We start from the raw sequence: 26,979 nt of genomic DNA on the forward strand, positions 1-26,979 counted from the left end.
CTCCTTGCTGCGACCGGAGTTCAGGTGTGGGAGCGGCGCAGTAGGGCTTCGATCTCGGCACGGTCGGCGGTGAGCTGGCCGGCGTCGGGGCGCTTGGGCCAGGGGTGCAGGTCGGTGACGATCGGGGGCGCGGAGCGCAGCAGCACGATCCCGGTCCCGAACGGGAGCCGGCGGATGCGGTCGGGCGGGAAGATCGGTACCCGGCGGACGGACCTCTGGTTGGAGCGGGTGCCGTGGTCGCCCAGCGTCACGGAGTCGGTGTATTCGTCGCGTTCCCCGACCAGGGCGCTGAGGTCTTGCAGGTCCCGGCTGTTGGATGCGCCGCCGAGGATGACCTTGACGATGGAGGCGTCCCAGATCGCGTTCGCCTGGTGCTCGTTCCACTTGTCCCGCGCCTGCGCGAGCGATTGGAGCACCGGCATCGTCGTGATCCCGGACCCGCCGCCTTCGGCCATCAGCGTCGGCAGCGACGGCAATGGCGAGAGGTTGGCTATCTCATCCAGCGCCAGCAGCATCGGCGGATCGAGCCGAGCGCCGGATGATCGCGCGGCCAGGCGGCGGGCGGTCTCGATGAGGTCTTCCACGAGCGCGGCGACCAGCGCGGCGCTGGCTCCCGCACCGGACCCGGTTGCCAGCAGGAACAACGTGCCGCGGTCGCGGATGAACGCTTCGGGGTCGAAGCCCTCACCGGGGCCGGGTGATACGGCGTCGAGCACGCGCGGGTCGGCCAGCGATCCGAGAGCCAGGGAGACGCCCTGCCAGATGGAGTCGCGGGTGCGGGGGTCGGAGTCGATCATCGCTTCCAGCGACTCGGCCCATCCGGTTGCCGCCTGGGTGGAGCCGGTCAGGATCGCCACCGCGTCGGCGGCCGCGGTCGGATCGAGAGTCCACCGGAACAGCTCGGCGGGCGGGCGGTGGTCGATCGCTGCCGCGTGCAGCAGGGCTTGGAGCGCGGCCCGTGTCTTGCCCTCCCAGAAGCCTCCGCTGTCGACGCCGCCTGCGGACAGGCCGGTGCCGGCGGCGAGCCCGGTGGCGCGGATCATCGCGGTCTGCGGTGACTCGCAGCCCCGGATCGGTGACCAGCGCAGACCGGCGGGCAGACCCTCGGCCAAGTGTTGCGGGTCGAAGATCGCGACGGGGCCGATCCTGCGGCGGGCGCGCATGGTCGCGGTGAGGTTGTCCGGCCTGGTCGAGGTGACGACGACGGCACCGGGCGCGTCGAGGATCGCCGGGATCACCAGGTGCAGGCCCTTCCCGGAGCGGGGCGGCCCGATGACCATGATCGAGTCCTCAACCGAGGCCCACACGCCGGCGCCCTTGGAGGTGCCGAGCCGGTAGCCCACGTCCCGCGGCCGAGGATCGCTCAGACCGGGGCGCAGGTTTCCCGCGCGGCGCAGCAGCGCCTTCTCTGACGCAGCGGCGGCGACTTCGTGCCGGGTGGCGATCCCGGCCATGCGGCGCGGGTCGGTCTCGATCCGGTGGGTGTGGCGGCGCAGCCGCAGCCACGCCCATAGCCCGCCGGTCGCGAGGCCGGCGAGCAGCAGCCCGGCGACGATCCAGTAGACGACCGAGTTCAGGCCGTCCGCGTCGAGCGCCGAGCCGGGATCACCAGGGCGGAACAGCACTCCGACCCCGGAAGCGGGATCGCCGGCCGGCTGCGGTGTGCCGGTCAGGAACGCGGCCACCGATCCAGCGGCGCGCAGGATCAACGCGACGCCGAACAGGACGACCAGGCCGATCATTGCGGCGTTGGTCAGCTCGTCCCCGAACGAGCCGGTCTGCCGGCCCTGCTCGTTCACGGCAGTCGCCGGATGATCATGGTGCCGGAGACCCGGCCGAACAGGATGACCTCGATGACCCCGCCGGCCCGGTCGACGCTGACTCCGGCCGGGTCGATGAGGGCGCGGGCGGTGCCGGTGTGGGCGGCGTCGGTGTGCCCGGTGACGATGGCGAGCGCCACGTCCTCGCCGGGAACGAACCCCTCGCCCTCGACGGTGTGGAACACCGGCCCGGCCGGCGCCTCCGGTTCCGGTTCGTGCTCGGCGCGGGAACGCCGACGGCGGGCGGCGATGATGTCGGTAAAGGTCGTGCCGTCCGCTTCGCGGACCTCGACCCTGGCCGGTGTCGTCCGGTCGTTCGTGGCGCGGTCGATGATCTGCCCGAACGAGGATCGTCGCCACGGCGGCGCGAAAGGGTCGGGGTCCAGCCGTTTCCCGTCGACGGTGACAGTCACGGTGCCGTCCTCGTGCACATCGAGCACGACGAGCGGGATCGAGACCGGGACGGGCTCAGGCTCAGGCTTCCTCATGAACCCGAGGTGAGCCAGAACCGCACCCGGTCGGACGCCCCACGGCAGACCCGGCTTCCACCGTTAGCCTTTCAACAGAGGAGGAGCGAGATGACTGACCAGGAGGGGTTTCGGCCGAGTGGCCAGCAGGCCAGAACCGGCAAATGCACCCTCTGCGGGAGCCGAGCCAAGCTCACCCAAGCTCACGTGCCGCCGAAGGCAGCCTTCAACCGGGGAAGCTTCGCTTGGGGCGGCACAACGGCGGATAACCGCCTCGCCTACGGACGACCGAGGCTCGGGGGCGCGAGCCGGTACGCGCACTGTGAGGCTTGCCGTGCAAGCACGTCGCCTTGGGATGACGAGTACATCAGGTGGGCGCACTGTTTCGCCGGCCACTTGCTCCACTCGCATTGGAAGGGCCAGCGGACCCACATCACCGGCGAACTTACCGACGTGCGTCCCGGCAGATTCATCCGCGCAACGATCGCGGGCATGACGGCCCTGACTCCAAACCTCATCGACTCGCACGCTGATCTTGTTCGTATCGTGCGCGAAGGCATCCCAGCCCAACCGCCCGAAGGTATGAGGTTCCTGGCAGCCATCGCGCCGGACAGAAGCCCGGCCCATGTAGAGGGCAGCCACGAGGCGCTGGTTGTCCGCATGTCACAAGACAGCGATAGCGGTGAGTGGGCGACCGCGACTACACCGGCGGCATCGGCAGTGATTCACTTCGCTCCTTTCAGCCTGCTGCTTGCAGAGCGACAGCTCGTTGACTCTTTCCCTCACGTCGACTGCACCGAGTGGTTGCAGCTCGGAGTGGATGACATCGCCAATGTGCGGATTGCCCTCCCGATAGTCGACCTTCCTAGGACACCAACTGCGCCGGTGCCCATTGCGATGCTTCAGTTCATGGAGGCCCGCGCATGATCCTGGGTGCCGGTCATGCGGGCGGTGGTGTCGAATGCGGCCAGCTCGGCGGGGTGGAGTTGGTGCTGCACCACGAAGGCCCGGTCCTTGATCCGCCAGAGCCCTTGCCCGGTGCCGAGTCCGGGCAGCAGGCGGCGTTCGGTGCCGGTCAGCCCGAGCGCGACGGCGGTGGGGCCGAGCTGATCGCTCTCCTGCCGGTAGACGATCCTCGTCTCCGCATTTGCCAGCAGGCTGTTCGCCAGTGCCCGGTTTGCCGACCCGGCATCGCCGACGTTCTCCAGGTCGGTGAGCTTGTGGAACACGAGCAGATTCGCCAGCCCGTAGTGCCTCGCCAGCCGCCAGTGCGCGTCCATCCTGCGCAGGAGCGCCGGGTGGGACATGAGCCGCCATGCCTCGTCGTAGACGACCCATCTGCGGCCCCCGTTGGGGTCGAGCAGGGCGGCTTCCATCCATGCCGATGAGCAGGTCATCAGCACCGAAATCAGCGTGCTGTTCTCGGTGACGCGCGAGAGGTCGAGGCTGACCATCGGCAACGACGGGTCGAACCTGACGGTGCTCGGCCCGTCGAACAGGCCGGCCAGGTCGCCGGCGACGAGGCGGCGCAGCGCGTGGCCGACTTGGCGGCCGTCCTCGGTGAGCCGGCCGTCCGGGTCGTCGGCTGGGTCGGGGCGCAGCAGCCGGTCGACCACCATCGGCATGATCGGCACGTCCGCGTCGCGCACCGCGCCGGCCAGGGCGGTGTCGATCGCGGTGTGCTCCAGCGGCGCCAGCCGCCGATCCAGCACCGTCTCGGTCAAGGCTCCGAGCAGATCGCGGCGTCGCGCGGCGAGGGTGGTGGCCCACTCCTGGTCGGACAGGCCGCCGGGCCGGTAGCCCTCATCGAGTGGGTTGAGCCTGTTGCCCATCCCGTGCCCGAGGATGATCGCTTTCCCGCCGACTGTTTCCGCGACGTCGGAGTGCTCACCTTTGGGGTCGCCGGGGACATAGACCCTGTACCCGAAGGGCAGACTGCGGGTGTAGAGGCTCTTGGCGAGCGACGATTTCCCGGAGCCGACGATCCCGGCCAGGATCAGGTTCGGCGCGGTGATGATGCCCCTGCGGTACAGCTCCCACGGGTCGTACACGAACGATGAGCCGCTGTAGAGGTCTTGGCCGATGAAGATTCCCGCGGCTCCGAGCCCGGCTTCGGCCAGGAACGGGTATTGCCCGGCGAGCACGGCGCTGGTGTCCTGATGCCGGGGCACCCGGAACCGGCCCGGTGTCCTCAGCGCCGCCGGGCCGGGCTCGCCGGCGGCGGGCAGGTAGACCGTGGCGCGGCGTTCGGCCCGTTCGGCGGTGGCCTTGGCCTGGGCCGCTTCCTTCTCGACGTGACGCTGCTCGGCGATGAGGCGGGCGGCGGCTTGCCGCCGCTGCTTGCGCAGCCGGCGCCGCTCCGAGGCGGGGGCGACGAGGACAGCGGTATACAGCTTCTCGCCCCGGCTCACAACGACCGCCCCCGCCTCCCGGAGACCCAGCCGCCGGCGGGACGGTCGAACCATGACGAGTCCGGCGCCGGGCGAGGCTGCTGTGGCATGTCCGGTTTGGGCTGCGGCGGGTCCTCAATGCCGAGCAGGGCCAGCGCGTCCGCGTTCTGGCAAGCGGCCTCAGCGACCCATCCGGGAAACAGGCCCTCGTGCTCGGGCCTGCTGCCGGGGTTGTCGATGGCGTACTGGCGGGCGTCGCCGGCCGCGGCCAGGTAGGCGGCGAGGTCGCGCATCGCGCGGTCCGGGGCGACCGGGGCTCCGGCGCCGGTGAACAGGTCCCGGCCGTCGATCGTCTGCCCGGTCGCGGTGCCCTTGATGCGGTAGGCGTATCGCTGGTGCTCGCCCAGCGGCGAGTCCGGCCAGACGGTCAAGGTGAGCGTCCCGACTTGCCGGGACATCGGAGCGGTGGGGTATGCGCTGTTCATGCCGGGCAGGTGCGCACCGGCGCGTCTCTGCGCTGGCTACGTCAGAGCGACAGCCCGCGGGCCTGCTTGACCGCGGCAACGCCGGGATGCTCGAACCAGCCCCCGTCACGGACGGCGCTGCGTCGAGCTGCCGTCTCGCGACCGGCGGTGTTGCGGGTCGGCGGGACGTGCGCCGTGGTGGGCGGGTCGATGGCGTCTTCGGCGGGGATCAGGTGCCGCCGGTAGAGGGCGACGTGCCCGGCCTGGAGGTTGTAGGTCATGGCGTAGTCGCCGGTCTCGGCCTGCCGGTCTCCGGGATAGACGGGGGCGGTGTCGTGGACATCCCCGTTCTCGAAGGCGGCGTTGGTGGTCTCGTCGCCGTAGTCCCACATGGACAGATGCTCGATGCCCGCCTCGTCGCCGCCTCGGTCGATGAGGTCGAGAGTCTGGTCGGCTTCCTCGCCTTGGAGGAACACGACGCCGATCCACCGCTCGACACGTCGGTCCTGCGGGTTCCAGACGATCCGGCCTGACTGGTTGAAGGCGGTGCCGAGGCGGTCGTCGGCCTGGTCGATGAGGGCGCCGCCTGGTGTAGCTCGTCGGCGGCCGCCAGCGCCGCGGCCGCGCCGGCGGCGTGGTCGCGGGCGTCGTCGGTGACGTGGTGCTGACGGGTCAGGTGGGCGGTGGCGAGCTGGTCGAGCACCTGCCGCAGCGATCGCAGCCCGCCCAGCAGGTCGCCGATCACGGCGTAGGTGTCGGCCGGGTTCTCGAAGGTGCGGGTGGCGTGCGCGAGCCCGTGCAACGCCTCGTAGGCTTCGCGGGCATCGGTGATGGGATTCGTGAACGTCGGCATGACGGCCTCCATGACTTTGGTGTCCGCCAGGTGCGCGTCGCCCGGTCCACTGTCCGTCGCCCTCCGTAGGCTGGTAGCCATGTCCTATGTCGCTACGGTGTTGCGCGTGATGATCGCCTCGCCCTCAGATGTGACCGAGGCTCGCGACGCCGTTGAGAAGGCGGTGCACGGCTGGAATGATGCGAACGCTAGGAATAAGGGCGTGATCCTGCAGCCGTGGCGATGGGAGACATCAGCAGTCCCTGTCATGGGAGCTCATCCGCAGAAGCTCATCAATGCGCAGGGCGTCGATGATTCCGACATCGTGTTCGCGCTGTTCGGCGGACGGCTCGGTTCACCGACGCCTGACGCCATCTCGGGAACTGCCGAGGAAGTGGATCGGGCGCTTGAGCTGGGCAAGCCTGTCCATCTGTACTTCTCGACCGCCCCGCTGCCGAACGACATCGATACTGCGCAGCTCGACGCCCTCCGTGCCTTCAAGAAGGATATGCAAGACCGCGGTCTCCTGGGCGAGTTCAACAACTCCGAGCAGCTCAATCACGAGGTCTGGAAAGCGATCGAGCATGACATCGTCGCCCTGAAACTGGACTCGATACCCGCCGCGCAGTCGCAGCCAAGCGGAGTGGACTTCTTGGTTCAGCCCCATCAAGAGCGTGAAGTCTCGGGAGTGAACTCGAAGGGTGCTCCGCGCTACACGACGAAGCACTGGCTCGACATCACAAACACTGGCGATCGCGACGCGGAAGGCGTGGCGTTCGAGAGCGTCGGCGAGGACAGCGCCATGTTCATCGCTGGTCCGGAAGGTCCCACAACGATCCACCGTGGCCAGACCCGGCGACTGCCTGTGATGTTCACCTTCGGAGGGTCGGGCGACCCGGTTCTTCGCATTCAATGGGCCGAAGATGATGAAGACAAGCATCGAGACTTCCACGTTGGGTAGCAGCCTGTAGCTACACCGTGCGGCACAGCGGCAGCGCGGCCGCCGTGAACGCGACCGCTTGCTGGCCGACGAGCCTGCGGGTCTCGCAGGAGGCTTGGATCGCGGCTTGTTCGATCGCGGCGACCGCGGCGTCTAGCTCGTCGACGCTGGGGGCGGAGACGGAGATGAGCCCGGAGACTCGCAGAATCCCGTGGCCGGCGGTCAGGTCGGCTTCCTGTTGCAGCACGTCCTGGTATTCGGCGGTCTGGGCCGCGTCCGCGATCTGCCCGATCCGGGCGCGCTGGGCTGCATCCGAGATGTGCTCGACCTTCTTCTTGCGGATGTCGCGGGCCGCCTGGTCCGAGCGCATCGGGGTGTAGATCAGCGACACCGACCGCTGGATACCGGTGGAGAGCAGCACCGGCGCGAGGAACCCCGGATAGACGAGGCTGCGGGGCCACTCCGAGACCCACAAGACGGTATGCCAGGCGGAGTCGGTGCGCAGGTTGCCCCAGGTCTCGGTGACCGCGACCGGGCCGGCGGCGGCGAGCTCCTGCCCGAGCCTCCCGTGGCGCTCCAAGGTCGCGGCCACGGCCGGGTCATACGCCGAGCGCAGGATGACCGCGACCTGGCCGGGACCGAGCCACCCCGAAGGGGTCAAATCCGCCGACCGCAGCGCGGCAACCAGGGTCGCCATCTCCTGCCGAAGCACCGCGGCCGCACCGCGGATGCCGCCGCCGGCGGTCCTGATCTGTCGAGCCGCGACCTTCATGTCCAGGGAGAGGCTGACCGTGGTGGCGTGCCTTTCCCCGGCGGGGCCGGCCCGCTCGATCAGCTCGCGGTAGGTGGTCGCGGCCCAGGAGCCGTCGTCGGTGCCGTGCTCGGCCCACCACTCGGCCAGCCCGCTACCGGAGTCCGGCAGGGTCCGTTCGAGCACTTGCAGGGTCGCGATTCTCCCGGAGCGGCAGACCGTGGCGAGCACCCGTCCCCACGAGGTGATGCGGCGCTCCTGCTCGCCGGGGTCCAGCAGGATGAATGCCGGATGGGTCACTTCCGTCACGACCGTCAAGGTCGCCTGGCGGGGGTCGTGGATCATGCATGCCCCGGTCTCGGGGTCCAGGTGCTCCCGCAGCCGGGCCATGTCGCCGGGCAGCGCGAGAGTGCCGGCCGGGCGGGGCTTGACGATCCGGCGCCGGTAGAGCAGTTGCCCGCCGGTGGAGCGCCACAGCCACCAGAGCGCGACCGGGAGCCATTCGACCATTGGCCTGCCTGCGACCGGCACCCAGGTGAGCACGACGGCGAGCAGCCAGACCGGGGCGGTGTAGGCCAGCAGCATCCCGGCGCCGCCGTAGAATGCGGCCAACAGCGCCAAGCCGCCGATGCCGAGGGTGACGAGCTGAGAGACCGAGAGGCCGAGCAGCACCCCGCGGCGGGCGAGCCGGCTGAACTTCATCGGCGTCAGCTCGCTACCGGGTGTCTTCTGTTCCGTGGTGGGCATGGCAGGTATCACTCCTTGCCCCACGGCGATGCCGTGGGGTTGGACGGCTCCGTGGGCGTCCGCGGTTGCGGCGTGGACGGCGGCGGCGTCTGCGACGGCGGCGGGGTACCGCCGTTCTGCCCGCTCGCGGCGTCCGCGGCGGTCTCGGCCTGACCGGCCAGCGCGTGCCCGGCCTTCGGCCCGGCCTCGGCGGCATCCTTGGCGACCTTCGCTCCGACCACGACGGCTGCCTCCGGTCCCGCGCCCGCCGCCGAAGCGCCGGCCTCGGCGCCCACGGTTTCACCGCCGGCCACGGCAGGTGCCTGCGCCGGGGCGGGCGACGGCGGAGGCGTGCCACCTGATCCTGCATCCGACCCGCCGCCATTGGGGTCTTCGAGAACCTTCTTCGGCTCACCGCCGCCCTGGGGCTTGGACGGGATCGGGACGGGACGGTTGAGCGCGTTCTTCGCCTCCTGCTCGGTCCCCATCTGCTGGTACAGGTCGAAGCCCACGAAGGAGACAAAGCGGTAGACCATGTACGGCGCAAAGGCCGCGATGCCCATGAGCACGATGCCGGTGATCGGCTCGGTGACCGCGGCGATGTCCAGCTCGATCGGGGTGGCGATCTGCGTGATCGCCAGCAAGAAGATGACGACGAGCACGAGCTTGCTGATGATGAGCGCGATCACGAACGCCGCCCATTTCCCGATCCACCCTTTGGTCGCGTCCCAGGACGCGCCAGCGAACGCGATCGGTGCCAGCACCACGCCGACCAGTAGCAGCGCCTTGCGGATCAGCAGGCTGAACCAGACGATCGCGACGGCGGCGATCATCAGCCCAGCCAGGAAGATCGTCACGATCGCGCCGACGCCGGGGGCGGCGATGTTGATGCCGGTCAGCCCGGCGGCGAGCAGGATGATCTTGTCGCCCATCGTCCCGGTGGTCTCGCCGGACGCCTGGATGATGCCGATGCAGAGCTGGTCCACGATTTCCAGCGCGAGTGCCGTCAGCGTGACGACCACGAACGCGCCCAGCACCGATTTCGCCGCGCCGAGCGCGGCTCTGGACAGCGCGGTCGGGTCTCGGCGTATCAGCCCGGTGATGAGTTGCAGACAGAAGAAGATCAGGACGAGGAAGACCCCGATGCCGAAGATCAGGTTGTAGACGCTGGTGAACCCGTCCGTCTGGACATCGACCAGCGTGGTCGTGTCGAACACCGACCACATCGCCTCGATCAGCCAGCCGGCCGCGCCACCCATCGCCTGGGCGAGCCAGTCGAACGGGGCGGCCACGACCGTCGCAGCGGCCTCGCCGGCCACGTCGCAGACGGTCGAAATCACGGGAACGTCGCAGACACCCATCACGAATCTCCTGCTGTGTGACCGGCCGTCTCAGACGGCCTGGCCGACGTTCCAGAAGAAGTTCACGAGCGTCACCGCCGCGCCGCAGATCACCGCGGCACCGCAGGAGATGAGGACGCCCAGCTTGCCCCTGCCCGCCAGGTGCGGGTTCGAGCTGTTGGCGCCGTAGGCCCACACGATCGCGCTCACGATCAAGGCCAAGACGGACAGGATCAGGCCGACCGTCATCACGGCGCCGACGATGGTGCGGAGCTGTTCGATGCCGGGCAGTCCTGAGCTGTTGGGGTCAATGTCGATCACGGCGGTTACTCCCTCGCTGAGCGGATGGCTTGTGGCGGCGAGGTAGGCCGTTGAGCGACTGGACGCCGGCGAGCGTGTGAAGGCATGGGAAAGGCCCGCCTGCAGGCGGGCCTTCACTCGGTGCGGTTCAGAGCTGGTTGCCGAGGGCGATGAGCCAGTTCACCCACGCCACTCCCGCGCCGGCGAGCGCGGCGGCGCCGATGCCGACGAGCACCCCGACCCGGCCTTTGGAGGCGAGGGCGGGGTTGCCGTGCGACGCGCCCAACGCCCAGCAGATCGCGGAGACGATGACCATGAGAACCGCGACGATCAGCACGATCGTCAGCAGGGCGCCGATGACCTGTTTCAGATCGCCGATGCCGCCCAGCCCGTCGAAGTCGGGGAACACTCCCATCACGCACCGCCGGCTTGGACGGTGATGTGCAGGTGGTCGAAGTGCCCGCCGGTCACGTTGCCGGGGTCGTGCATCCCGCCGCCGTTGTAGGGGCGCCAGCCTTCGGCGTCGCGGGCCAGGGACCATATCGTGCCTTGCCAGATCAGGTACTCCACGCCCAAGACCTCGGCATGGTCTTTCAACCAGTTCGTGAGCGCCCATCCGGCTTCGAGCTGCGCGGGCGTCGGGTACTGCCTGATCGCGTTGCCGAACGTCACGTCACAGGCGCGGCCCAGCGGATGCTCGGAGACGGTACCGGGACGGGGCGAGTAGCACGCCCACGAGGTGTCGGGGAAGGCGGCGCGGGCCTGGGCCATGACGTGCGCCATGCGCGCGGTGATCTGCCCCGAGCTGGTGGGGTCATCGACCATCCGGTCGGGGTCGCCGTCCAGCGGTGCCGACGCGCCCGCGGTGCCGCCGCTGGTGTCGCATCCAGCGGGGCTGCCGACGGTGGCTTCGGGCAGGTCGGCCGCGTTGTGGTCGTTGAGCCACTTGGCCGCGTCGACGGCCTCGCCGCTGGTGCCGCCGGGCCGGACCTCGAAGTGCAGGTGCGGGCCCGTGCTATTGCCGGAGCTGCCGACATCGCCGATGTGCTGGCCCGCGGTCACCCGGTCACCCGTCGAGACGTGGATGCCGGACTGCCACATATGCGCGTAGGCCGTCGCCACCGTCGCGCCGTCGATCTGGTGCTCGATGACGATGAGCCCGCCGTAGCCGCCGGAGAACTCGGCCACGGTCACGGTCCCGTCCGCGGCGGCGAGGATCGGCGTGCCGTCCGGTGCGGCGAAGTCGGTGCCGGTGTGGAACGACGGCTCCCCGGTGATCGGGTGGATGCGCGGCCCGAACGGAGAAGTCAGCACCCACGTCCCCTCGGGCAGCGGGAACACGACCCGCGAGGACTCCGCGACCGGGCCTGCCGCCAACGGGGCGGCGGCTGGGCCGGCCGCGCCCGTCGCGCCGGTGAGGGCGTCGAGGATGCGTTCGGCGACCGGCTCGTAGTTGCGGTAGCGGTCCGGGTAGGCACTGACCTCGACGGCCTGCGCGGCCTCGCCGGGGTCCATCTGCGCCCAGCCAGGAATGTCCAGCAGGCCACGCGGCGAGGGATAGTTCGGGCCCTCGGGTCCGCCGTAGAACGCGCGGGCCTGATAGGTCGTGTCCATCAGCTCCGCGACGGTTCCCCACCCGGCTTGCGGGCGCATCTGAAACAAACCGAGGGAGTCGTGGTCGCCGCCGTTGCCGTCGTTGGGGTAGTTCGCGGACTCGGGGTAGGCGCTCGTGTTGGCGAGCTGGCGCAGGGTGCTCTCGGTGAGCGCGGCGATCAGCGCGATCTTGATGCCGGGCCGGCCCACGCCCTCGATGCCGCCTCCGACCGTGATGATCGTCGCCGCGTGCGTGAGCTGGGTCTTGTTCAGCGTGAACGTGGTGCCGTCCTGCGTGGTGACGGTCAACGAGTCAGGAACGTTGCCCACCGTGACGCTGCCGCCGGGGACTGCGCAGTTCGCGGCGGCCGGATTCATCAGCACGCCGATCGACAGCAGGAGACAGGCCGGGCCGAACAGGACGAAGGCGAGTCCGAGCATGAGGAGCTTCTTGACCACGACGCGCCCTCTGTCATCGCAGCGGGTTGTCGAGCTGCGACAGGCGCAGCACATGACACAGGCCGGTGCGGAACTCCGGTGCCGGAGGCGGGCAGGCAAGGAACACGGTGAACGACACCGGATGCTCGCTCGTGACCGTCTCGCCGTTCCAGACGCCCTCGCGGTGCCGGGTTCCCTCGATCGTGACCGCGGTCGCACCACGCGGGAGCTGGCCGGGCTGGGCCTGCTCGACCGCGGTGTCCCATGCCTCGGGCACGAACCAGGACTCGATGGTGAGGTGCTGGGTGGTGGCGTACTTGCGCAGCTCGATCCACGCCTCCCGCGACGGCAGATAGGACGCGATGTCGGCGGCGAGGCCGGCCTGCTCGGTGCCGGACGGATCACCCACCGCGAGGATCACGCTGGTGTAGTCCAAGGGCATCAGCCCCGAGCCGGTATCCCACGCGAACAGGGCCTCGGCGAGGTTGCGGGCGAACTCGTCGGGATCACTGGACGGTCTGATCTGCGGCAGCCGTGGCGTGCTCGGCCCGGTCTCGCCCGGCGCGGTGACGGTGGGATCTGATCCGGGATCGGGTGCGGTGGGTCGTTGCGGGCCGGCGATCAGCCCGTAGACGCCGATGCCGACCAGGATCAGCAGGACGAGGCCGGCGGCGATCACGGCGATCAGGCGGCCACGGGACCAAGAGGCGGGATTCGTCTTCATATCGCCAGGTGCTCGCCGCCCGGAACGACGACAGCGACGGCGACCTGGGTCAGAGGGCGCGTAGCAGCGGCCGACCGGCCTGCTCGGCGGCGACGGTGGCGCGGGCGGTGCGGAGCTGATCGACGAACTCGGTGGTGCCCTCGACTGTGGCGAAGAACGCCTCGGCCTGCTCGTCAGTGAGCTCGACGGCCAGCTCGTCCACGTCGTAGTGGGTCCACCACGCTTCCAGGTCGCCCCAGGTCAGCACGAACGCCCGCACCGGGTACCGCGCCGGCTCCTCGTCCTCAACGACCGGGCGACGCTTCGGCGTGGCCGGCTTGCTGGCTTTGCTGGCCTTGGCGGCGTGGACGCGGGCCAGGGCTTCGTCGGCCAGCTCGTGCAACCGCCGGTCCCGCTCGCTGTCCGCCTCGGCTTGGGTGTCGCGCAGGCGCTGGAAGATCGGGTTGACCGCCGCGCCGGCTTCGATCTGCGCCAGCCCGTCCCGCGCCTGGGCACGCACCGCCTCGGAGACAGTCGGATCGTCGGCCAGGTGTTGCAGGTAGCCGATCTGTTCCAGCCGGCTGTAGGACGCCGAGCCGGTCACCATCCGCGCCGCCTGCGTCCGAGCATCCCCGAGCTGGTGCTGATCCGATGGTCCCGCTGAATCGGCGGGACCATGCTGGCCCGGCTCGTGGCCCTCGTGGAACTGGGTCTTGGCCTTGCGGCGGGCGGCGTCCTCGGCCATGAGTTCCTTGATCTCCCGGTACAAGGCGGCGGCCTCGATCGGGGTGAGCGGCTTATGGAGCTGGTTGTCGTCCTGCTCGGCCAGCAGATGTCCCAGCCGGTCCGAGATACCGGAGCGCACCCACACGCTGACGCGGCGCCAGCCGAGCTTCTTGATCGCCGCCATCCGGCGCGCCCCGCACACCAGCACTCCGTCCGGGGTGATCGTCGGGGGCTGCAACAGGCCGTCCCGGTCGATCGACGCCGCGAGCGCGTCGAGGTCGCCCAGGTCCGTGCGGTGCCGGTTGCCGATCGTGATGGAGTCCACCGCCCGTTCCAGCTCGATGTGCCCGGCCGGCGCGCTCATCCCGCACCCCGCGCCTTCGTCGTGCCCGGCGCGGCCAGCGAGAGGGTGAGCACGAGGTCGTCATCGCGCAGCAGCACCGGCAGCGTCTCGCCGATCAGCAGCCGCAACAGCACGCCCCGTCCCGCGCCGGTCGCCGCGAGCGCCGGGTCCGGACTGCCGAGCAGGGCGCGCAGCAGCACCGCCCAGGAGCGTCCCGGAAGGTCGATCAGGGCTCGGGCGTGCTTGTCGCGTCGCAGCGTCTCGTAGGCGGTGTGCCGGTTCCCGACGCGGGTCAGCGCCACGCAGACGTGCTCCACCGCCGAGCGTGCCGTGCCCTCGGGCCAGTCCAGCAGCATCAGCAGCGTGATCGCGTCCTCCACCGCCGACGCCGCGGTGGTCGCCGCCGGCTCGGCCGGTGCCTGCTCTTCGGTGTCGTCGCGGTCGTGGGCGTCCTTGATCTGGAACGCGGGATGGTAGTCGCTCAGGACGTTCTCGCGGTCGGAGAGCCGTTCGGGGTCGTGGAAAATCGAGTAGCGGGGCCGGCGTGCCTGGTGGGTCGAGCACAGCAGCCCTTGGCCGCGTTCCTCGGCGATGCAGGTGATCCGCACCGCGTGCGTGATGACCGCCCACGGGTCATCGGCGGTGCGGGCGGCCTTGGTGCGCATCACGTCGAACGCCGCCGACGCGGCCTCCCACGGATCGAGCCGGTGCTTGTGCGCCAGCGCCGCGTACTTCTCGGCCGCGAAGACCATCAGCTCTGCCGCTACCGGGTCGTGCTCCCACGCGCCTGCAAGGCGAGATCACGATCGCCGAAGCCGCCCGCCGCGAGAAGGTGTCCGAGCAAGCGATCGGGAACTGGAAGCGCCAGTTCCTCGAGGGCGGCAAGGCCGGCATCGAGGCGGGCAAGTCCAAACCCTCGACCCGGGAGCAGCAGCTCGAGGATGAGGTCGCGGAGTTGACGCAGGCCCTCGGTGAGGCGGCGGTCGAGATCCGGGTGTGGAAGAAGAGCGCGGAGGGCCGGCTGGGCCCTTCGAGGACCTCGAGGTGATCCGTTTGGAGGCGGGCATGCCGACGTCGAGGTTCTGCAAGCTGACGGGCGTGCCCGAGCGTTCGTATCGCCGCTGGCAGGCCAAAGCGAGAGCGGATCGCCCGCCGAAGGGTCCGTGGCCGCAGCCCGCGCGGGACGCGGCCAGGCCGCTCGCGACCAAGCACGCGCTGGCGCATCCGGCGTGGGGTCATCGGAAGATCTGGGCGATGACCCGCCACGACGGGCACCGGGTGTCGCAGGCGACCGTGCTGCGCCTGCTGCGCGATGACGGGCTGATCCTGCCGTCGGAGTATCAGAAGCAGCGCCGTGAGCTCGCGAGAGACCGTAAGGCGGCGTTCGCGAGGAACCCGACGGGCCCGAACCAGGTGTGGCAGCTGGACTTCAGCGAGTTCGAGACCACCCAGGGTGGGACGTGGCGGATCGCGGGGTGCCGGGATTGGTTCTCCAAGGTCGAGCACCCCTTCCATACCTCGCCCACGGCGAACCAGCATGACGCGATCGCCGCCGTCGAGCTCGCCCTGACCGACTACGAGCGCATGTTCGGGCACCCCCTCGTCGATCAGTGTCAGGTCGACCCGGAGACCGGCGAGCTGCTGCCGGTCGTGACCCTCGTGACTGACAATGGTGGCCCGTTCCGGTCGATGAACTTCGAGTTGTTCATCTTGCGTCACCCCGAGCTGCGGCACGTCCGCACTCGGGTGAAATCGCCCGGGCAGAACGGGTCACGCGAACGCGGGTTCGGGACGCTGAAGTATGAGCGGCTGTTCCTCGACGAGATCCCCGACGCGTTGACCCTGATCGAGCGCGCCGAGGACTACCGGGTCGAGTACAACACCGAGCGGCCTCACGAGGCGATCGCCTGGAACCGGCCGATGGAGGTGCACCTGGGCCTGGCCGACCCCACCATCCCCACCTTCGAAAGAGAAGAAATCCTGCCAACTACTTGCCGCGGGACACTTTTGATGCTGCCGAGATAGATCTCGACAGTTAGGTGCGACAGCGATGCACGATGCATGGTTCTCGGCGCGGAGATTCTTCTGCGCGAGCGGGAATAAATCTGCGTGCTCGTGCGTCACCCAGAGTAAAATTGAGTCGAGGTGACTCAATACACGAGAGGAGAGTGATGATGCTGTTCGATACGTTCAAGGAACTGGACCGGATCAGCTCGGCGTTCTTCTCCGGGTTCCCGGAGTCTGCGCTGAGTTCCGCGCCGATCAACCTCTACCGGGAGGATGATCGTTATGTAGTGGAGGCCGATCTTCCGGGGTTCGACACGTCGTCGATCGACGTCTCCGCTGAGGCGGGGCTGCTGACCATCCGCGCGGACCGCGATACCTCACGGGAGGACCGCGGCGAGCGCTGGCTGGTCCGCGAGCGCAGTTCCGCGCGCGTGGTTCGGCAGCTTGCGCTGAGCGACGAGGTGGATCTGGATGCGATCGCGGCCGACTATCGAGATGGCGTTCTGAAGATCACGCTGCCGGTGAGAGCCGATGCGCTCCCGCGCAAGGTCGCTGTCGCCGTCGAAGGATCCTCGTCCTCTACCCCGCACGCGATCGGGGCGGGCGTGGCCGAGAAGGAGGTCGCGGACCCAAAAGCCCGACCCGCGCATTCGGTCGACTCCTGACCCGGTGGCTGCCCGGGGCCCGGAAGGGCCCCGGGCTCCGGATGCGCGGGAACGTTCCCGTTCACGTCGTCCGTTCTCGGAGAACGGGGGTTGCGTGATGGACGCCTTCGATCTGTTGGACTCGGCGACGAGCATCGAGACCGCCCCCGTCGTAGAGCCTGCGGACGATCTGGCTGCGGTTCGCGAACTCTATCGGAGCGCGCCTCCGATGGGCGGATCCCGGGTGACGACGGGTCTGGAGCCGGGGACGCGGGCGCCGGACTTCGCGCTCCCGGCCGCGGACGGCACGATCGTGCGGCTCTCGGAGCTGCGCGGGTCTCCGGTGGCGCTGGTGTTTTATCCGTTGGACTGGAGTCCGGGATGCAGTGTGCAACTGGAGCTGTACCAACAGGAGTATGACGAGTTCGCATCCCGCGGCATCCGGCTGCTGGGCATCTCGGTCGACTCGATCTACAGTCATGGCGCGTGGGCTGCGGTGCGCGGCATCCGCTACCCGCTGCTGAGCGACTTCCAGCCACGGGGTGAGACGGCCCGCGCGTACAACGTGTGGCGGAACGCCGACGGGCACAGCGAACGCGCCGTCTACTTGGTCGACGCCGACGGGATCATCCGCTGGGCTCACGTGTCCGAGCGGCTGAAGGAGCTGCCGGACTTCGACGCGCTCGTTGACGCCCTCGACCTCGTCGCGGTCGAGGAGCACAACGACGACAACGAGCGCAACAACGACGACAAGGAGGTGCAGTGATGACGATCTGGGATGTCACCCCCACCCGCCCTCGGCGCGCGCCCCGCACGCGAACGGTGCCGGTGGCGATCTACGGCAACCGCTGGTGCGGGATCACGCAGCTGATCCGCCGGGCGCTGGATCGGGCAGGTGTCGGATACGATTACGTCGACCTCGACGACCATCCCTCCGTGCATGCACGCCTGGAGGCGCTAACGGGCGGACGGCTGCGCACTCCGGTCGTGCACATCGACGGGGAGTGGCTCATGGAGCCCAGCCTCCGCCAGGTCCATGCCGTCCTCGCCCGGCACGGGGTGTGGCTGTGAGCGTCGTGACGTGCCCGGGGTGCGCGGCGAAGAACCGCGTGCCCCAGGCGCGTCCGGGCAGGGTGCGCTGCGCCAAATGCCACACCGACCTGCCCTGGCTCGTGGACGCCGACGATGACTCGTTTGACACGGTGGTCGGGGAGGCGACACTCCCCGTGCTGGTGGACGTGTGGGCGCCCTGGTGCGGCCCGTGCCGGCAGATCTCGCCGGTCGTGGACCAGCTCTCCCGCGACCTCGCCGGACGCCTCAAGGTCGCCAAGGTCAACGCGGACACTTCGCCACGCATCTCCCAACGCCACGCCGTCTCCTCGATCCCCACCCTTCTGGTCTACCGCGACGGGGAAGAAGTAGACCGCATGGTCGGCGCCGTTCCCGCGCCGCAGCTGCGCGCCTGGGTCGAACGTTCCCTCAACACCTGACAGAACCCAATTAGGCGATGGCATCCGCACGGCGGAACGCATGGCTCAGAGCCCAGTGCCGACGTCCAGCAGGAAGTTGAGCCAGGCCACGCCGGCCCCGGCCAGCATCGCAGCGCCGACCGCGGCGAACAGTCCTGTGCGGGCTTTGGTCGCGGCTTGGTGACTGCCACAGGATGATGCGACCGCCCACGCGATGGCGCAGACGATGAGCATGAGCACAGCGGTGACGAGGACAGCCATGAGCAGCGCGCCGACGATCTCGTGGAGCTGGGCAGCACCCCCGACGCCACCGAGGTCGGGGAACACGTCCATCAGGGTGTGTCCGATTAACGGTGGATCTGGCCGAGCGCATGGTTAGTCGATTCGGCCTTCGAATGCGATCGCGAACGCATTCAGTGCCGGCTTCCACCTCGTCGCCCAGCGTGCCCTGCCCCTGCCGGTGGGGTCAAGCGAGCGGGTCACGAGGTAGAGGCACTTCAGCGCCGCAGCGTCGTTGGGGAAGTGCCCGCGCGCCCTCACGGCGCGGCGGTAGCGGGCGTTGAGGGACTCGATCGCGTTTGTCGAGCAGATGACCCGGCGGATCTCGACGTCCCAGTCCAGGAACGGCACGAACTCGGACCACGCGTTCTGCCAGAGCTTCGTGATCGCTGGATACTGCCCGCCCCACTTCGCGTCGAACTCCTCGAACCGCTCGACCGCGGCAGCCTCGGTCGGGGCGGTATAGACGGGGCGGAGGTCCTTGCCCATCTCTTCCCAGTAGTGCCGGGACGCGAACCGGAACGTGTTACGGATCAGATGGATGATGCAGGTCTGCACCGTCGCGAGCGGCCACGCCGTGTTGATCGACTCTGGCAGACCCTTGAGGCCGTCGCAGACGACGATGCACACGTCCTCGACGCCGCGGTTCTTGATCTCGGTGAGGACACCGAGCGCCTCACCGCCATCGCCGGCCCAGATGCCGAGGATGTCGCGTTCCCCGTTCACGGTCACGCCGACGGCGAGATAGAACGGTTTGTTGCGCACCTGCCCGTCCCGGACCTTCACCACCAGAGCATCAATGAACACCACAGGATAGACGCGATCCAGCGGACGGTTCTGCCATTCGGTCATCTCCTCGATCACCTTGTCCGTGATCCTCGAGATCGTGTCCTTGGACACCGACGCCCCGTAGACGTCGTCGAAGTGCGCGGCGACCTCCCCGGTCGTCAGCCCACGCGCGGTGAGCGAGAGCACGATCTCGTCGACCCCGGTCAACCGCCGCTGCCGCTTCTTGACGATCTTCGGGTCGAACGACCCGTCCCGGTCCCGAGGAACCTCGATCTGAACGGGACCAACCTCGGTCAGCACGGTCTTCGACCTCGTCCCGTTGCGCGCATTCTCGCTGGTCGACACAGCGTGCTTCTCATAGCCGGGGTGCTCGGTCATCTCCGCCTCGAGCGCCGTCTCCAGCACCCGCTTCGTCAGTCCGTTCAGCAACCCGTCCGGGCCGACGAGGTCGACGCCCCGTTCCTTCGCTTGCTTCAGCAGCTGCTCCGCGAGCTGCTGCTCGTCGATGATCTCCCCCCGTCACAGGATCGATCATCTCGATGACATCGGTCATCACCCTTCCTTTCGGTCAGGCCCGACCAGATCCACCGTTAGTCAGACAGTCCCGTCATGTCCTGTCGCTCCGCCTCCGGGGTTCCGATGCGTCGGCGGTCCCGGTCATTGTTCGAATCTCCGCGGTTCCCTCGGCAAGCATGCGGTAGATGCGCTCGTATCCCGCGGCCATCACGGGGAGGTCGAAGCGTTGCTCGGCATCGTTCCGGCACATATGCGGGTCGATCTCCGAGGCGCGCTGGACCGCCTCGACGAGCTGGTCGGCAGCGTCGGCGATGAAACCGTTCTCCCCATGTCGCACGATCTCGGGGACGCTTCCCCGGCGCGTGGCGATCACGGGCGTGCCGCAGGCGAGCGCTTCAGCCATCACCATCCCGAAGGGCTCCTCCCACTGGATCGGGAACAGCAGGCACGCGGCGTTCGCGAACAGTTCGCGTTTGAGGTGCGTATCGGCCTCGCCGATGTATTCGGCGTCGTGGGAGAGCAGGGGGCGGACTTCTCGGTCGAAGTACGCCTTCTCCGAGGGTTCGGTGAGCTTTCCGGCGAGGATGATCTTCCGCCCTGCGCGACGGGCGGTCTCGATGGCGACGTGCGCTCCCTTGTCGGGGCTGAACCGACCCAGCCAGAGCACCGTGTCCGACTTCTGCTCTCGGAAGGGGAAGGCCGCGACATCGATGGCGTTGTGGACGGTGCCCACCCAGTTCAGCTCTGGTGCCTGTCGTCGCTGGGCGTCGGAGATCGCGATGATGCCGACCGTCGATCCGAGGCGACGGTGGTAATCACCGTTCTCACCGGCGACCGGACCATGCATGGTCACGACGGTGGGCTGTCGTCGGTGCCGCGCGAGCAGCGGGCCGGCCGCGGAATGATCGTGGACTATGTCCACGTCGAGTTCGTCCATGATCCGTCCTACTTCGGCGGCGAGCACGAGCTCGGGCATCACGCTCGATCCGAGCAGATGCGACGGAGGCGTGTCGTACACGGGTCTGAAGTCCTGTGCGCGCGTTCTGGACCTGCCGGACCCGACGAGGGTGACCTCGTGCCCGCGGTCGACCAATTGGTCGACCAGTCCGGCCACGACAGTCTCGGTGCCTCCGTATCCCGCGGGGGGAAGCTCGAACCATGGCGGCGCGATCATGCCGATCTTGAGCGGTTGCCCGCTCTCGTGCGGTGTCGCGGTGTCTTGCCGTTCGACGATGAGTGACATGAGTTACTCCCAAGAGTGTTCGTTCCCGGAATCACATCTCCCTTCCCCATCGAAGAGTTGCTCGCACTATAGATCCATGTAACTTACCGTTACAAGTATAGGTATGGTGGTCTCGAGCGAGAGTTCGAGTGAGGAAGGAGCGCGAAGTGGCTTCCGAAGCAGACCTGGAAGCGCGAGGCCTGGTCGGTGATGATCAGCCCGGACCCCACGGGATCGGAGCGGTTCCGCAGCTCCAGGGCTCCGTGACGTTGGTGGAAGGCTCCTCGTTCTGCGTGTCGCAGCCCAACGGGGATATCGTCCCCCACCGCAGCGACGGGCTGTTCGTGAGGGACACCAGAGTGCTCTCGCGGTGGCAGTTGCGTATCGACGGGCATGAGGTCGAGCCGCTCACCGTGCTGCCTGCTGAGCCTTTCGAGTGCCGTTTCGTGGGTCGTATCCCCACCCGACCGGGACAGGTCGAGCCCACGGTGATCGTCGAGCGCCATCGGATGGTCGGGCAGGGCATGCGGGAGGACATCGTGGTGTCCAACTTCGGGGCCGAGTCTGCAGGACTCGACATCGTTCTGCATCTCGATGCCGATTTCGCCGACCTCTTCGAGGTGAAGGAGGCGAGACCCGTGCGCGCTCTCGGAGTCTCGTCGACGGCGAGCTCTGACTCGGTCTCCTTCCTCGTGTCCGCGTCGTCAGGAGAGGAGCGCGGGGTGCGCGTGTACGCGCCGGGAGCGCAGGCCGTTCCAGGGGTCCTCACCTTCCGCACGGTGGTGCCTGCTCATGGACAGTGGCAGACCAGTGTCGAGGTTCTTCCGATCGTCGCAGGCGACGAACTGGCGGCGTCTTTCCCCCTTGACCGGCCGCTGGCCCATACCGAGCCTGCGCGGCGGATGCAGGGATGGCACGAGGCGGCACCGGTCATCGAGGTCGGCAACACCGTGCTCGCCCAGGCTCTTTCGACCAGCGAACGTGATCTCGGTGCCTTGCGGATCGTGGACCCCGAGCATCCCGAGGACCAGGTGGTCGCGGCGGGCGCGCCGTGGTTCATGGCCCTCTTCGGGCGTGACGCTCTGATCACCAGCTGGATGATGCTTCCCTACGCTCCCGGATTGGCGCTCGGGACCGCCCGAATGCTTGCGCGGCTACAGGGGACGAGGGAGCTGGCGATGGCTGAGGAGCAGCCGGGCAAGATTCTCCACGAAGTCCGGCACGGCGCGGATCTCTCCCTCACCCTGGGGGGCGAAAGCGTGTACTACGGCTCGGTGGATTCGACGCCGCTGTTCGTGATGCTGGTGGGCCGGGCACTGAGGTGGGGGGTCCCGTTGGAAGAGCTGGCCGAGCTCAAGCCTGCCGTGGACGCTGCGGTGCACTGGATCCGCACCTACGGCGACAGCGATGGAGACGGGTTCGTGGAGTACAAGCGGAGCACCGACCGCGGGCTCCTGAACCAGGGATGGAAAGACAGCGGAGACTCGATCGCCCATGCCGATGGTTCCGTCGCGGAAGCGCCGATCGCGCTCGCGGAGGTGCAGGGGTACTGCTATGCGGCCTATCTCGCGGCTGCGGAGATCGAGGATGCTCTCGGTTCTGCGGCCGAGGCGCAACGTTTCCGCGAAGACGCGGAGAGGCTGCGACGTCGTTTCCACGACGCATTCTGGATGCCGGAGGAGGGTTTCTATGCCCTCGCGCTCGACGCGAAGAAGCGGCCCGTCACGGTGATCTCCTCCAACATTGGGCATTGCCTATGGACAGGCATCGTGAACGACGACGTCGCGGACGCCGTCATCGACCGGCTGGTCGCGCCGGACATGTTCACCGGCTTCGGCATTCGCACGCTCTCGGACCGTTCCGCCCGATACAACCCGGCGAGCTACCACAACGGCTCCGTGTGGCCGCACGATTCCGTCATCGCCGCTGCGGGGATGATCAGGTACAGGCGCGAAGACGCGGCGATCCGCGTGCTGTCCGGTCTTCTCGACGCTCTCGAGGCGTTCGGTGGCCGTCTTCCCGAGCTGTTCTGCGGGTTCGACCGTCGCGACAAGCCGGTGCCGGTTCCGTATCCCACATCTTGTTCACCGCAGGCATGGTCGGCGGCCACACCCTTCGAGCTGCTCAGGATCGCACTCGCGTTGGACGCCGACGAGCGTGGCGCGCTTGTGACGGTGGCGCCAGTTCCTGCGATGATCGGACAGGTGCAGATCCGCGGTCTGCCACTCGGTTCCGGGAGGGTCGACGTGGAGGCCGACCAGCATCACGCTCGTGTGATTCGAAACTGAGCGGCCGGACCCAGTCGCCGTCCGCGTGTTCAAAGATGCGTCCGTGAGATGCACGATGGAGAAGAAGGAATGAGAGATGGCGGAGGTAAAGAGCAGCGAAGCGATGCCGCCCCTGTACCAGGACGACGCCCCCATTTACACGATCAGCCAGGTGGCTACCCTGCTCGGCATGCAGCAGGCTGCGCTTCGTCGACTGGACGACGAGGACATCGTGTCCCCAGAGCGCTCCGATGGTGGTCAACGGCGCTACTCGCGTCACGAGGTCGAGAGGCTTCGCGAGGTCCAGGACCTCACCGAGGCCGGGGTCACGCTTCCTGGCGTCAGAGAGGTTCTCGCCCTCCGGCGAAGGGTCGAGGCCCTCGAGCACGAGATCAGCGAGTTGCGGTCGCGACCGACGGCCTGACGCCGACTCGGTCGGAAGATTGGGCCGGCCGACGATCTCTTGACTCGTCTCTAGAGCTCCCGCTGATCCTCATCGTCGAGGGGAGTCTCGATCCGTTGCTCCCATGCGTCAATCGGGTCGGCGTCTTCCGGCAGCGGCACCGAGGTCGCGACCCGGTCGTCCGCCGCGCCGGGGCCCGCATCTATGTCCTGCTCCAGGGCATCCTCGAGGGGAACCTCAGGATCCTCACCCGGTTGCTTCGTCATCCCCAGCTCCTCCTTATCCTCATCGCCTCATTCGCTGAATCTCAGATGCCTCGCCTGCTCGAAGTCGCCCACCGCGCTGCTGCGATGACTTCCGGAGCACGAGGTGGGACCTCGCGGCACCGGTGCGCAGCCGAGGGCAAGATCAACGCTTGCGTGCTGCACATACTGAGCCTGAAAACCTTCACCTAGAGTAGCAGGTTACTCGCAGATCGAGTTGAAGGATAGACGGAGCCACGTTAAACTTGACACGTAGCGACGCAAGTTTAATGAGCCGGGGAGGTTGATGTCCAATGCGTCGTTGGAACGGGCTCAAGACAGCTGTCCTGTTGGGTGCGCTGTCCGCGTTGATGCTCGTAGCAGGGTATGCGATCGCTGGCGGCTCGGGCCTCGCGGTCGCGGCGCTCTTGTCGCTGGCGATGAACGGTGCCGCCTACTTCTGGTCGGATCGTCTCGCGCTGCGCGCGATGGGAGCGCGTCGCGTGGGTGAGTGGGAGGCGCCCACTCTCATTGCGACGGTGCGGGAGCTGTCGGATGCTGCGGGCGTGCCGATGCCGAAGGTGTATATCAGCCCGTTGCCGCAGCCGAACGCGTTTGCCACGGGTCGTGACCCACGTCATGCGGCGGTATGCGTCACCGAAGGAATCCTGCGGCTGCTGACATGGCGTGAGCTTCGTGCCGTCCTAGCGCACGAGATGTCCCATGTGGTCAATCGAGACATCCTCGTCTCGAGCGTGGCCGCCGGTCTCGCGGGCGTGATCACTTCGCTGGCCAACTTTGCGTTTTTCCTGCCGGTGGGCGGCGACGATGAGGATGCCCCGAACCCGCTGGCGACGCTCGTCATGCTCGTTCTCGCGCCGGTCGCGGCCGCACTTATTCAACTCGCGATCAGCCGTACTCGCGAGTTCGAGGCCGACGCTGACGGTGCCGAGCTCGCCGACGATCCGCTCGCGTTGGCGGCGGCGTTGCAGAGGATCGAGGCAGGCGTGCACAGCGCGCCGCTGGTGAGCACGCCTGCGACCACCGCGAACGCCCACTTGATGATCGCGAACCCGCTCGCCGACGACGGGCTCGGTGGATTGTTCCGGACGCATCCGCCGACGTCTCAACGTGTGCGGCGACTGCTCGAACTCGCCGACGAACGCGGAGATCACCGACGCCCGGCGTCGATTCGCTGAGTATGGCGCACCACCGATAACCGCACCTTCGAAAGGAGAAACTCTGATGACCGAGAACAACGCAACCACGCCCGCTCGTGCACTCCTCGCCCGTTACGAGGATTATCAGGCCGCGCAGGCCGCCGTGGACAAGCTCGCCGATGCCGACTTCCCCGTTGAGCACGTCTCGATCGTCGGCTGGAATGTCCGGATCGAAGAGCAGGTGACCGGGCGCATGACGTTCGCTCGCGCCGCCGGCTACGGCGCGGCGAGCGGGGCATGGTTCGGCTTGCTGATCGGACTCGTACTGTCCCTGTTCACGCCAGGGATTCTCTGGCTCTGGACGGCACTGTGGGCGGTCGGCCTCGGCGCGCTCTGGGGAGCGATCTTCGGTCTCGCAGGGCACGGCATCTGGAGGGGCGGCCGCGACTTCTCATCCGTACAGCAACTCGCCGCTGAACACTGGGACGTCATGACCAGCCCGGACCATCTCGAACAGGCCCGGACGTTGCTCGCCGAAGCCCAGCCGCAACAGTAACTAAGCCAACTCGTCAGCCACTCAACCCCGTACGCGCGCAACCCGCGCGTCCAAGCGAACGGCTCTCGCGCGTCGCCGTGCGCGCCAACTGCCGCAAGCTGCGGCTGGGCGCCGTCGACCTCTTGGCGTCGTCCGCTCATCCAGCCGAGCTGATGCTTCTGCGAGGGACTGTCTGATTAACGGTGGATCTGGTCTGGCCTGACCGAAAGGAAGGGCGATGACCGATGTCATCGAGATGATCGATCCTGTGACGGGGGGAGATCATCGACGAGCAGCAGCTCGCGGAGCAGCTGCTGAAGCAAGCGAAGGAACAGGGTGTCGACCTCGTCGGCCCCCACGGGGTGCTGAACGGGCTCACCAAGCGGGTGCTGGAGACAGCGCTCGAGGCGGAGATGACCGAGCATCTTGGCTACGAGAAGCACGGCAACACGATCGCCGAGAACGCTCGCAACGGGATCCGATCGAAGACGGTGCTGACGGAGGTCGGTCCCGTCGAGATCGACGTTCCCAGAGACCGTGAGGGGTCGTTCGAGCCGAAGATCGTCAAGAAGCGGCAGCGGCGGTTGACCGGGGTCGACGAGATCGTGCTCTCGCTCACCGCGCGTGGGCTGACGACCGGGGAGGTCGCCGCGCACTTCGACGACGTCTACGGGGCGTCGGTGTCGAAGGACACGATCTCGAGGATCACCGACAAGGTCATCGAGGAGATGACCGAATGGCAGAACCGTCCGCTGGATCGCGTCTATCCTGTGGTGTTCATTGATGCTCTGGTGGTGAAGGTCCGAGACGGCCAGGTGCGCAACAAACCGTTCTATCTCGCCGTCGGCGTGACCGTGAACGGGGAACGCGACATCCTCGGCATCTGGGCCGGCGATGGCGGCGAGGGGGCGAAGTTCTGGCTCGGCGTGTTGACGGAGATCAAGAACCGTGGCGCCGAGGATGTCTGCATCGTCGTCTGTGACGGGCTGAAGGGTCTGCCGGAATCGATCAACACCGCCTGGCCGCTCGCGACGGTGCAGACCTGCATCATCCATCTGATCCGCAACACGTTCCGGTTCGCGTCTCGCCATTACTGGGAAGAGATGGGCAAGGACCTCCGCCCCGTCTACACGGCGCCGACCGAAGCGGCCGCTCGTGAGCGATTCGTGGAGTTCGACGCGAAATGGGGTCAGCAGTATCCGGCGATCAGCAAGCTCTGGCAGAACGCCTGGAGTGAGTTCGTGCCGTTCCTGGACTGGGACGTGGAAATCCGACGGATCATCTGCAGCACGAACGCGATCGAGTCACTCAACGCCCGGTACCGCAGAGCAGTCCGGGCACGCGGGCATTTCCCGAACGACGCCGCCGCGCTGAAATGTCTCTACCTCGTGACCCGCTCGCTTGACCCGACCGGGCGCGGCAGGGCACGCTGGGCGACGAGGTGGAAGCCGGCGCTGAACGCGTTCGCGATCGCATTCGAAGGCCGAATCAACTAATGAACGCCAAACCAGATCCACCGTTTATCGGACACACCCTTCTGCGACGCAGCCAGGGGGACACCCTCCTGCAGAAACCGGACGGCTGTTCACAGCGAATCCTGGTGGTTCGGATTG

29 protein-coding genes and 1 pseudogene are annotated in these 26,979 nt (G+C 68.0%); 13 read left to right on the top strand and 17 right to left on the bottom strand.

The window, feature by feature from the left end:
- Window positions 1–20: 20 nt before the first annotated feature.
- Both LL236_RS09355 and LL236_RS09360 read right to left on the bottom strand, forming a co-directional pair.
- The gene (locus LL236_RS09355) at window positions 21–1,742 is read right to left on the bottom strand and encodes a TraM recognition domain-containing protein (protein ID WP_228178672.1); all 1,722 of its coding nucleotides are present in this window, start codon (window positions 1,740–1,742) and stop codon (window positions 21–23) included.
- Window positions 1,743–1,795: 53 nt separating this feature from the next.
- Window positions 1,796–2,308 (bottom strand): hypothetical protein, encoded by a 513-nt coding sequence (locus LL236_RS09360; protein ID WP_228178486.1) that lies wholly within the window; start codon window positions 2,306–2,308, stop codon window positions 1,796–1,798.
- 471 nt (window positions 2,309–2,779) lie between these two features.
- On the opposite strand from LL236_RS09360, the gene LL236_RS09365 reads away from it, so the two are divergent.
- Complete coding sequence (locus LL236_RS09365; RefSeq protein WP_228178487.1) at window positions 2,780–3,214, top strand: hypothetical protein; 435 nt, start codon at window positions 2,780–2,782, stop codon at window positions 3,212–3,214.
- Here LL236_RS09365 and LL236_RS09370 read toward each other — a convergent pair.
- From LL236_RS09370 to LL236_RS15015, 3 genes are read right to left on the bottom strand one after another with little or no spacing between them, the layout of a single operon-like run.
- Window positions 3,190–4,698, bottom strand: coding sequence for an ATP-binding protein (locus tag LL236_RS09370; RefSeq protein ID WP_228178488.1), 1,509 nt, complete (start codon window positions 4,696–4,698; stop codon window positions 3,190–3,192). The genes LL236_RS09365 and LL236_RS09370 overlap by 25 nt on opposite strands.
- Window positions 4,695–5,162, bottom strand: a complete 468-nt coding sequence (locus LL236_RS09375; protein ID WP_228178489.1) for a hypothetical protein — start codon at window positions 5,160–5,162, stop codon at window positions 4,695–4,697. Before LL236_RS09375 ends, LL236_RS09370 begins: the two co-directional genes overlap by 4 nt.
- Window positions 5,163–5,203: 41 nt before the next feature.
- On the bottom strand, window positions 5,204–5,617 hold the full coding sequence (locus LL236_RS15015; RefSeq protein WP_308017253.1) for a hypothetical protein: 414 nt from the start codon (window positions 5,615–5,617) through the stop codon (window positions 5,204–5,206).
- A 456-nt stretch (window positions 5,618–6,073) separates the two neighbouring features.
- Here LL236_RS15015 and LL236_RS09385 point away from each other — a divergent pair, with 456 nt between their 5' ends.
- On the top strand, window positions 6,074–6,934 hold the full coding sequence (locus LL236_RS09385; RefSeq protein ID WP_228178490.1) for a DUF4062 domain-containing protein: 861 nt from the start codon (window positions 6,074–6,076) through the stop codon (window positions 6,932–6,934).
- Between the two features lie 10 nt (window positions 6,935–6,944).
- Here LL236_RS09385 and LL236_RS09390 read toward each other — a convergent pair whose 3' ends face one another.
- The 8 genes and pseudogenes from LL236_RS09390 to LL236_RS09425 all read right to left on the bottom strand — a co-directional run.
- Entirely contained in the window at window positions 6,945–8,411 is a 1,467-nt protein-coding gene (locus tag LL236_RS09390) for a PrgI family protein (RefSeq protein WP_228178491.1), read from the bottom strand.
- Between the two features lie 8 nt (window positions 8,412–8,419).
- Window positions 8,420–9,751 (bottom strand): type IV secretion system protein, encoded by a 1,332-nt coding sequence (locus LL236_RS09395; RefSeq protein ID WP_228178492.1) that lies wholly within the window; start codon window positions 9,749–9,751, stop codon window positions 8,420–8,422.
- A 30-nt stretch (window positions 9,752–9,781) separates the two neighbouring features.
- Entirely contained in the window at window positions 9,782–10,051 is a 270-nt protein-coding gene (locus LL236_RS09400) for a DUF6112 family protein (RefSeq protein ID WP_070638106.1), read from the bottom strand.
- A 127-nt stretch (window positions 10,052–10,178) separates the two neighbouring features.
- Window positions 10,179–10,445: a DUF6112 family protein gene (locus LL236_RS09405; protein WP_228178493.1), complete on the bottom strand. Its 267-nt coding sequence runs from the start codon at window positions 10,443–10,445 to the stop codon at window positions 10,179–10,181.
- Window positions 10,445–12,082, bottom strand: coding sequence for a M23 family metallopeptidase (locus LL236_RS09410; protein WP_228178494.1), 1,638 nt, complete (start codon window positions 12,080–12,082; stop codon window positions 10,445–10,447). The genes LL236_RS09405 and LL236_RS09410 overlap by 1 nt, the downstream gene beginning before the upstream one ends.
- Window positions 12,083–12,095: 13 nt before the next feature.
- Entirely contained in the window at window positions 12,096–12,785 is a 690-nt protein-coding gene (locus LL236_RS09415) for a hypothetical protein (protein WP_228178495.1), read from the bottom strand.
- A 49-nt stretch (window positions 12,786–12,834) separates the two neighbouring features.
- Window positions 12,835–13,854: a ParB N-terminal domain-containing protein gene (locus LL236_RS09420; protein ID WP_228178496.1), complete on the bottom strand. Its 1,020-nt coding sequence runs from the start codon at window positions 13,852–13,854 to the stop codon at window positions 12,835–12,837.
- A pseudogene (locus tag LL236_RS09425) lies at window positions 13,851–14,621 on the bottom strand (hypothetical protein); the annotation flags it as partial. The gene LL236_RS09420 and the pseudogene LL236_RS09425, both read right to left, overlap by 4 nt.
- A gap of 44 nt (window positions 14,622–14,665) precedes the next feature.
- Between LL236_RS09425 and LL236_RS09430 the strand changes: the two are divergent.
- The 6 genes from LL236_RS09430 to trxA all read left to right on the top strand — a co-directional run bounded on the left by LL236_RS09430 (window position 14,666) and on the right by trxA (window position 17,974).
- Window positions 14,666–14,881 carry a helix-turn-helix domain-containing protein gene (locus LL236_RS09430; protein WP_308017254.1) on the top strand — a complete coding sequence of 72 codons (216 nt, stop codon included), beginning with the start codon at window positions 14,666–14,668 and terminating at the stop codon, window positions 14,879–14,881.
- Between the two features lie 50 nt (window positions 14,882–14,931).
- Entirely contained in the window at window positions 14,932–15,858 is a 927-nt protein-coding gene (locus tag LL236_RS09435; protein WP_228178497.1) for an integrase core domain-containing protein, read from the top strand.
- Window positions 15,859–16,004: 146 nt separating this feature from the next.
- On the top strand, window positions 16,005–16,505 hold the full coding sequence (locus LL236_RS09440) for an Hsp20/alpha crystallin family protein (RefSeq protein ID WP_228178498.1): 501 nt from the start codon (window positions 16,005–16,007) through the stop codon (window positions 16,503–16,505).
- Window positions 16,506–16,602: 97 nt separating this feature from the next.
- Window positions 16,603–17,250 carry a redoxin domain-containing protein gene (locus LL236_RS09445; protein ID WP_228178499.1) on the top strand — a complete coding sequence of 216 codons (648 nt, stop codon included), beginning with the start codon at window positions 16,603–16,605 and terminating at the stop codon, window positions 17,248–17,250.
- Window positions 17,250–17,555 carry a glutaredoxin family protein gene (locus LL236_RS09450; RefSeq protein ID WP_228178500.1) on the top strand — a complete coding sequence of 102 codons (306 nt, stop codon included), beginning with the start codon at window positions 17,250–17,252 and terminating at the stop codon, window positions 17,553–17,555. The genes LL236_RS09445 and LL236_RS09450 overlap by 1 nt, the downstream gene beginning before the upstream one ends.
- Window positions 17,552–17,974: a thioredoxin gene (trxA, locus tag LL236_RS09455; RefSeq protein WP_228178501.1), complete on the top strand. Its 423-nt coding sequence runs from the start codon at window positions 17,552–17,554 to the stop codon at window positions 17,972–17,974. The genes LL236_RS09450 and trxA overlap by 4 nt, the downstream gene beginning before the upstream one ends.
- Window positions 17,975–18,019: 45 nt before the next feature.
- Here trxA and LL236_RS09460 read toward each other — a convergent pair whose 3' ends face one another.
- The 3 genes from LL236_RS09460 to LL236_RS09470 form a co-directional block, all read right to left on the bottom strand.
- Window positions 18,020–18,286 (bottom strand): DUF6112 family protein, encoded by a 267-nt coding sequence (locus LL236_RS09460; RefSeq protein ID WP_228178502.1) that lies wholly within the window; start codon window positions 18,284–18,286, stop codon window positions 18,020–18,022.
- A gap of 42 nt (window positions 18,287–18,328) precedes the next feature.
- Window positions 18,329–19,531, bottom strand: a complete 1,203-nt coding sequence (locus tag LL236_RS09465) for an IS256 family transposase (protein WP_228178674.1) — start codon at window positions 19,529–19,531, stop codon at window positions 18,329–18,331.
- 97 nt (window positions 19,532–19,628) lie between these two features.
- The gene (locus LL236_RS09470; protein ID WP_228178503.1) at window positions 19,629–20,780 is read right to left on the bottom strand and encodes a glycosyltransferase family 4 protein; all 1,152 of its coding nucleotides are present in this window, start codon (window positions 20,778–20,780) and stop codon (window positions 19,629–19,631) included.
- A gap of 146 nt (window positions 20,781–20,926) precedes the next feature.
- Between LL236_RS09470 and LL236_RS09475 the strand changes: the two genes are divergently transcribed.
- Together LL236_RS09475 and LL236_RS09480 are read left to right on the top strand one after the other, a co-directional pair.
- Window positions 20,927–23,047, top strand: a complete 2,121-nt coding sequence (locus LL236_RS09475; RefSeq protein WP_228178504.1) for an amylo-alpha-1,6-glucosidase — start codon at window positions 20,927–20,929, stop codon at window positions 23,045–23,047.
- A 76-nt stretch (window positions 23,048–23,123) separates the two neighbouring features.
- Window positions 23,124–23,450: a MerR family transcriptional regulator gene (locus tag LL236_RS09480; protein WP_228178505.1), complete on the top strand. Its 327-nt coding sequence runs from the start codon at window positions 23,124–23,126 to the stop codon at window positions 23,448–23,450.
- A gap of 50 nt (window positions 23,451–23,500) precedes the next feature.
- On the opposite strand, the gene LL236_RS09485 is transcribed toward LL236_RS09480, so the two are convergent.
- Window positions 23,501–23,695: a hypothetical protein gene (locus LL236_RS09485; protein ID WP_228178506.1), complete on the bottom strand. Its 195-nt coding sequence runs from the start codon at window positions 23,693–23,695 to the stop codon at window positions 23,501–23,503.
- Window positions 23,696–23,985: 290 nt separating this feature from the next.
- Here LL236_RS09485 and LL236_RS09490 point away from each other — a divergent pair, with 290 nt between their 5' ends.
- The 3 genes from LL236_RS09490 (at window position 23,986) to LL236_RS09500 (ending at window position 26,862) form a co-directional block, all read left to right on the top strand.
- The gene (locus LL236_RS09490) at window positions 23,986–24,870 is read left to right on the top strand and encodes a M48 family metalloprotease (RefSeq protein WP_228178507.1); all 885 of its coding nucleotides are present in this window, start codon (window positions 23,986–23,988) and stop codon (window positions 24,868–24,870) included.
- A 46-nt stretch (window positions 24,871–24,916) separates the two neighbouring features.
- Window positions 24,917–25,387 (top strand): general stress protein, encoded by a 471-nt coding sequence (locus LL236_RS09495; protein ID WP_228178508.1) that lies wholly within the window; start codon window positions 24,917–24,919, stop codon window positions 25,385–25,387.
- A gap of 260 nt (window positions 25,388–25,647) precedes the next feature.
- Window positions 25,648–26,862 carry an IS256 family transposase gene (locus LL236_RS09500; protein ID WP_374198027.1) on the top strand — a complete coding sequence of 405 codons (1,215 nt, stop codon included), beginning with the start codon at window positions 25,648–25,650 and terminating at the stop codon, window positions 26,860–26,862.
- The last annotated feature ends 117 nt before the right edge of the window (window positions 26,863–26,979 follow it).

Source organism: Microbacterium schleiferi (assembly GCF_020781975.1).
In the GTDB taxonomy this organism is placed as follows: domain Bacteria; phylum Actinomycetota; class Actinomycetes; order Actinomycetales; family Microbacteriaceae; genus Microbacterium.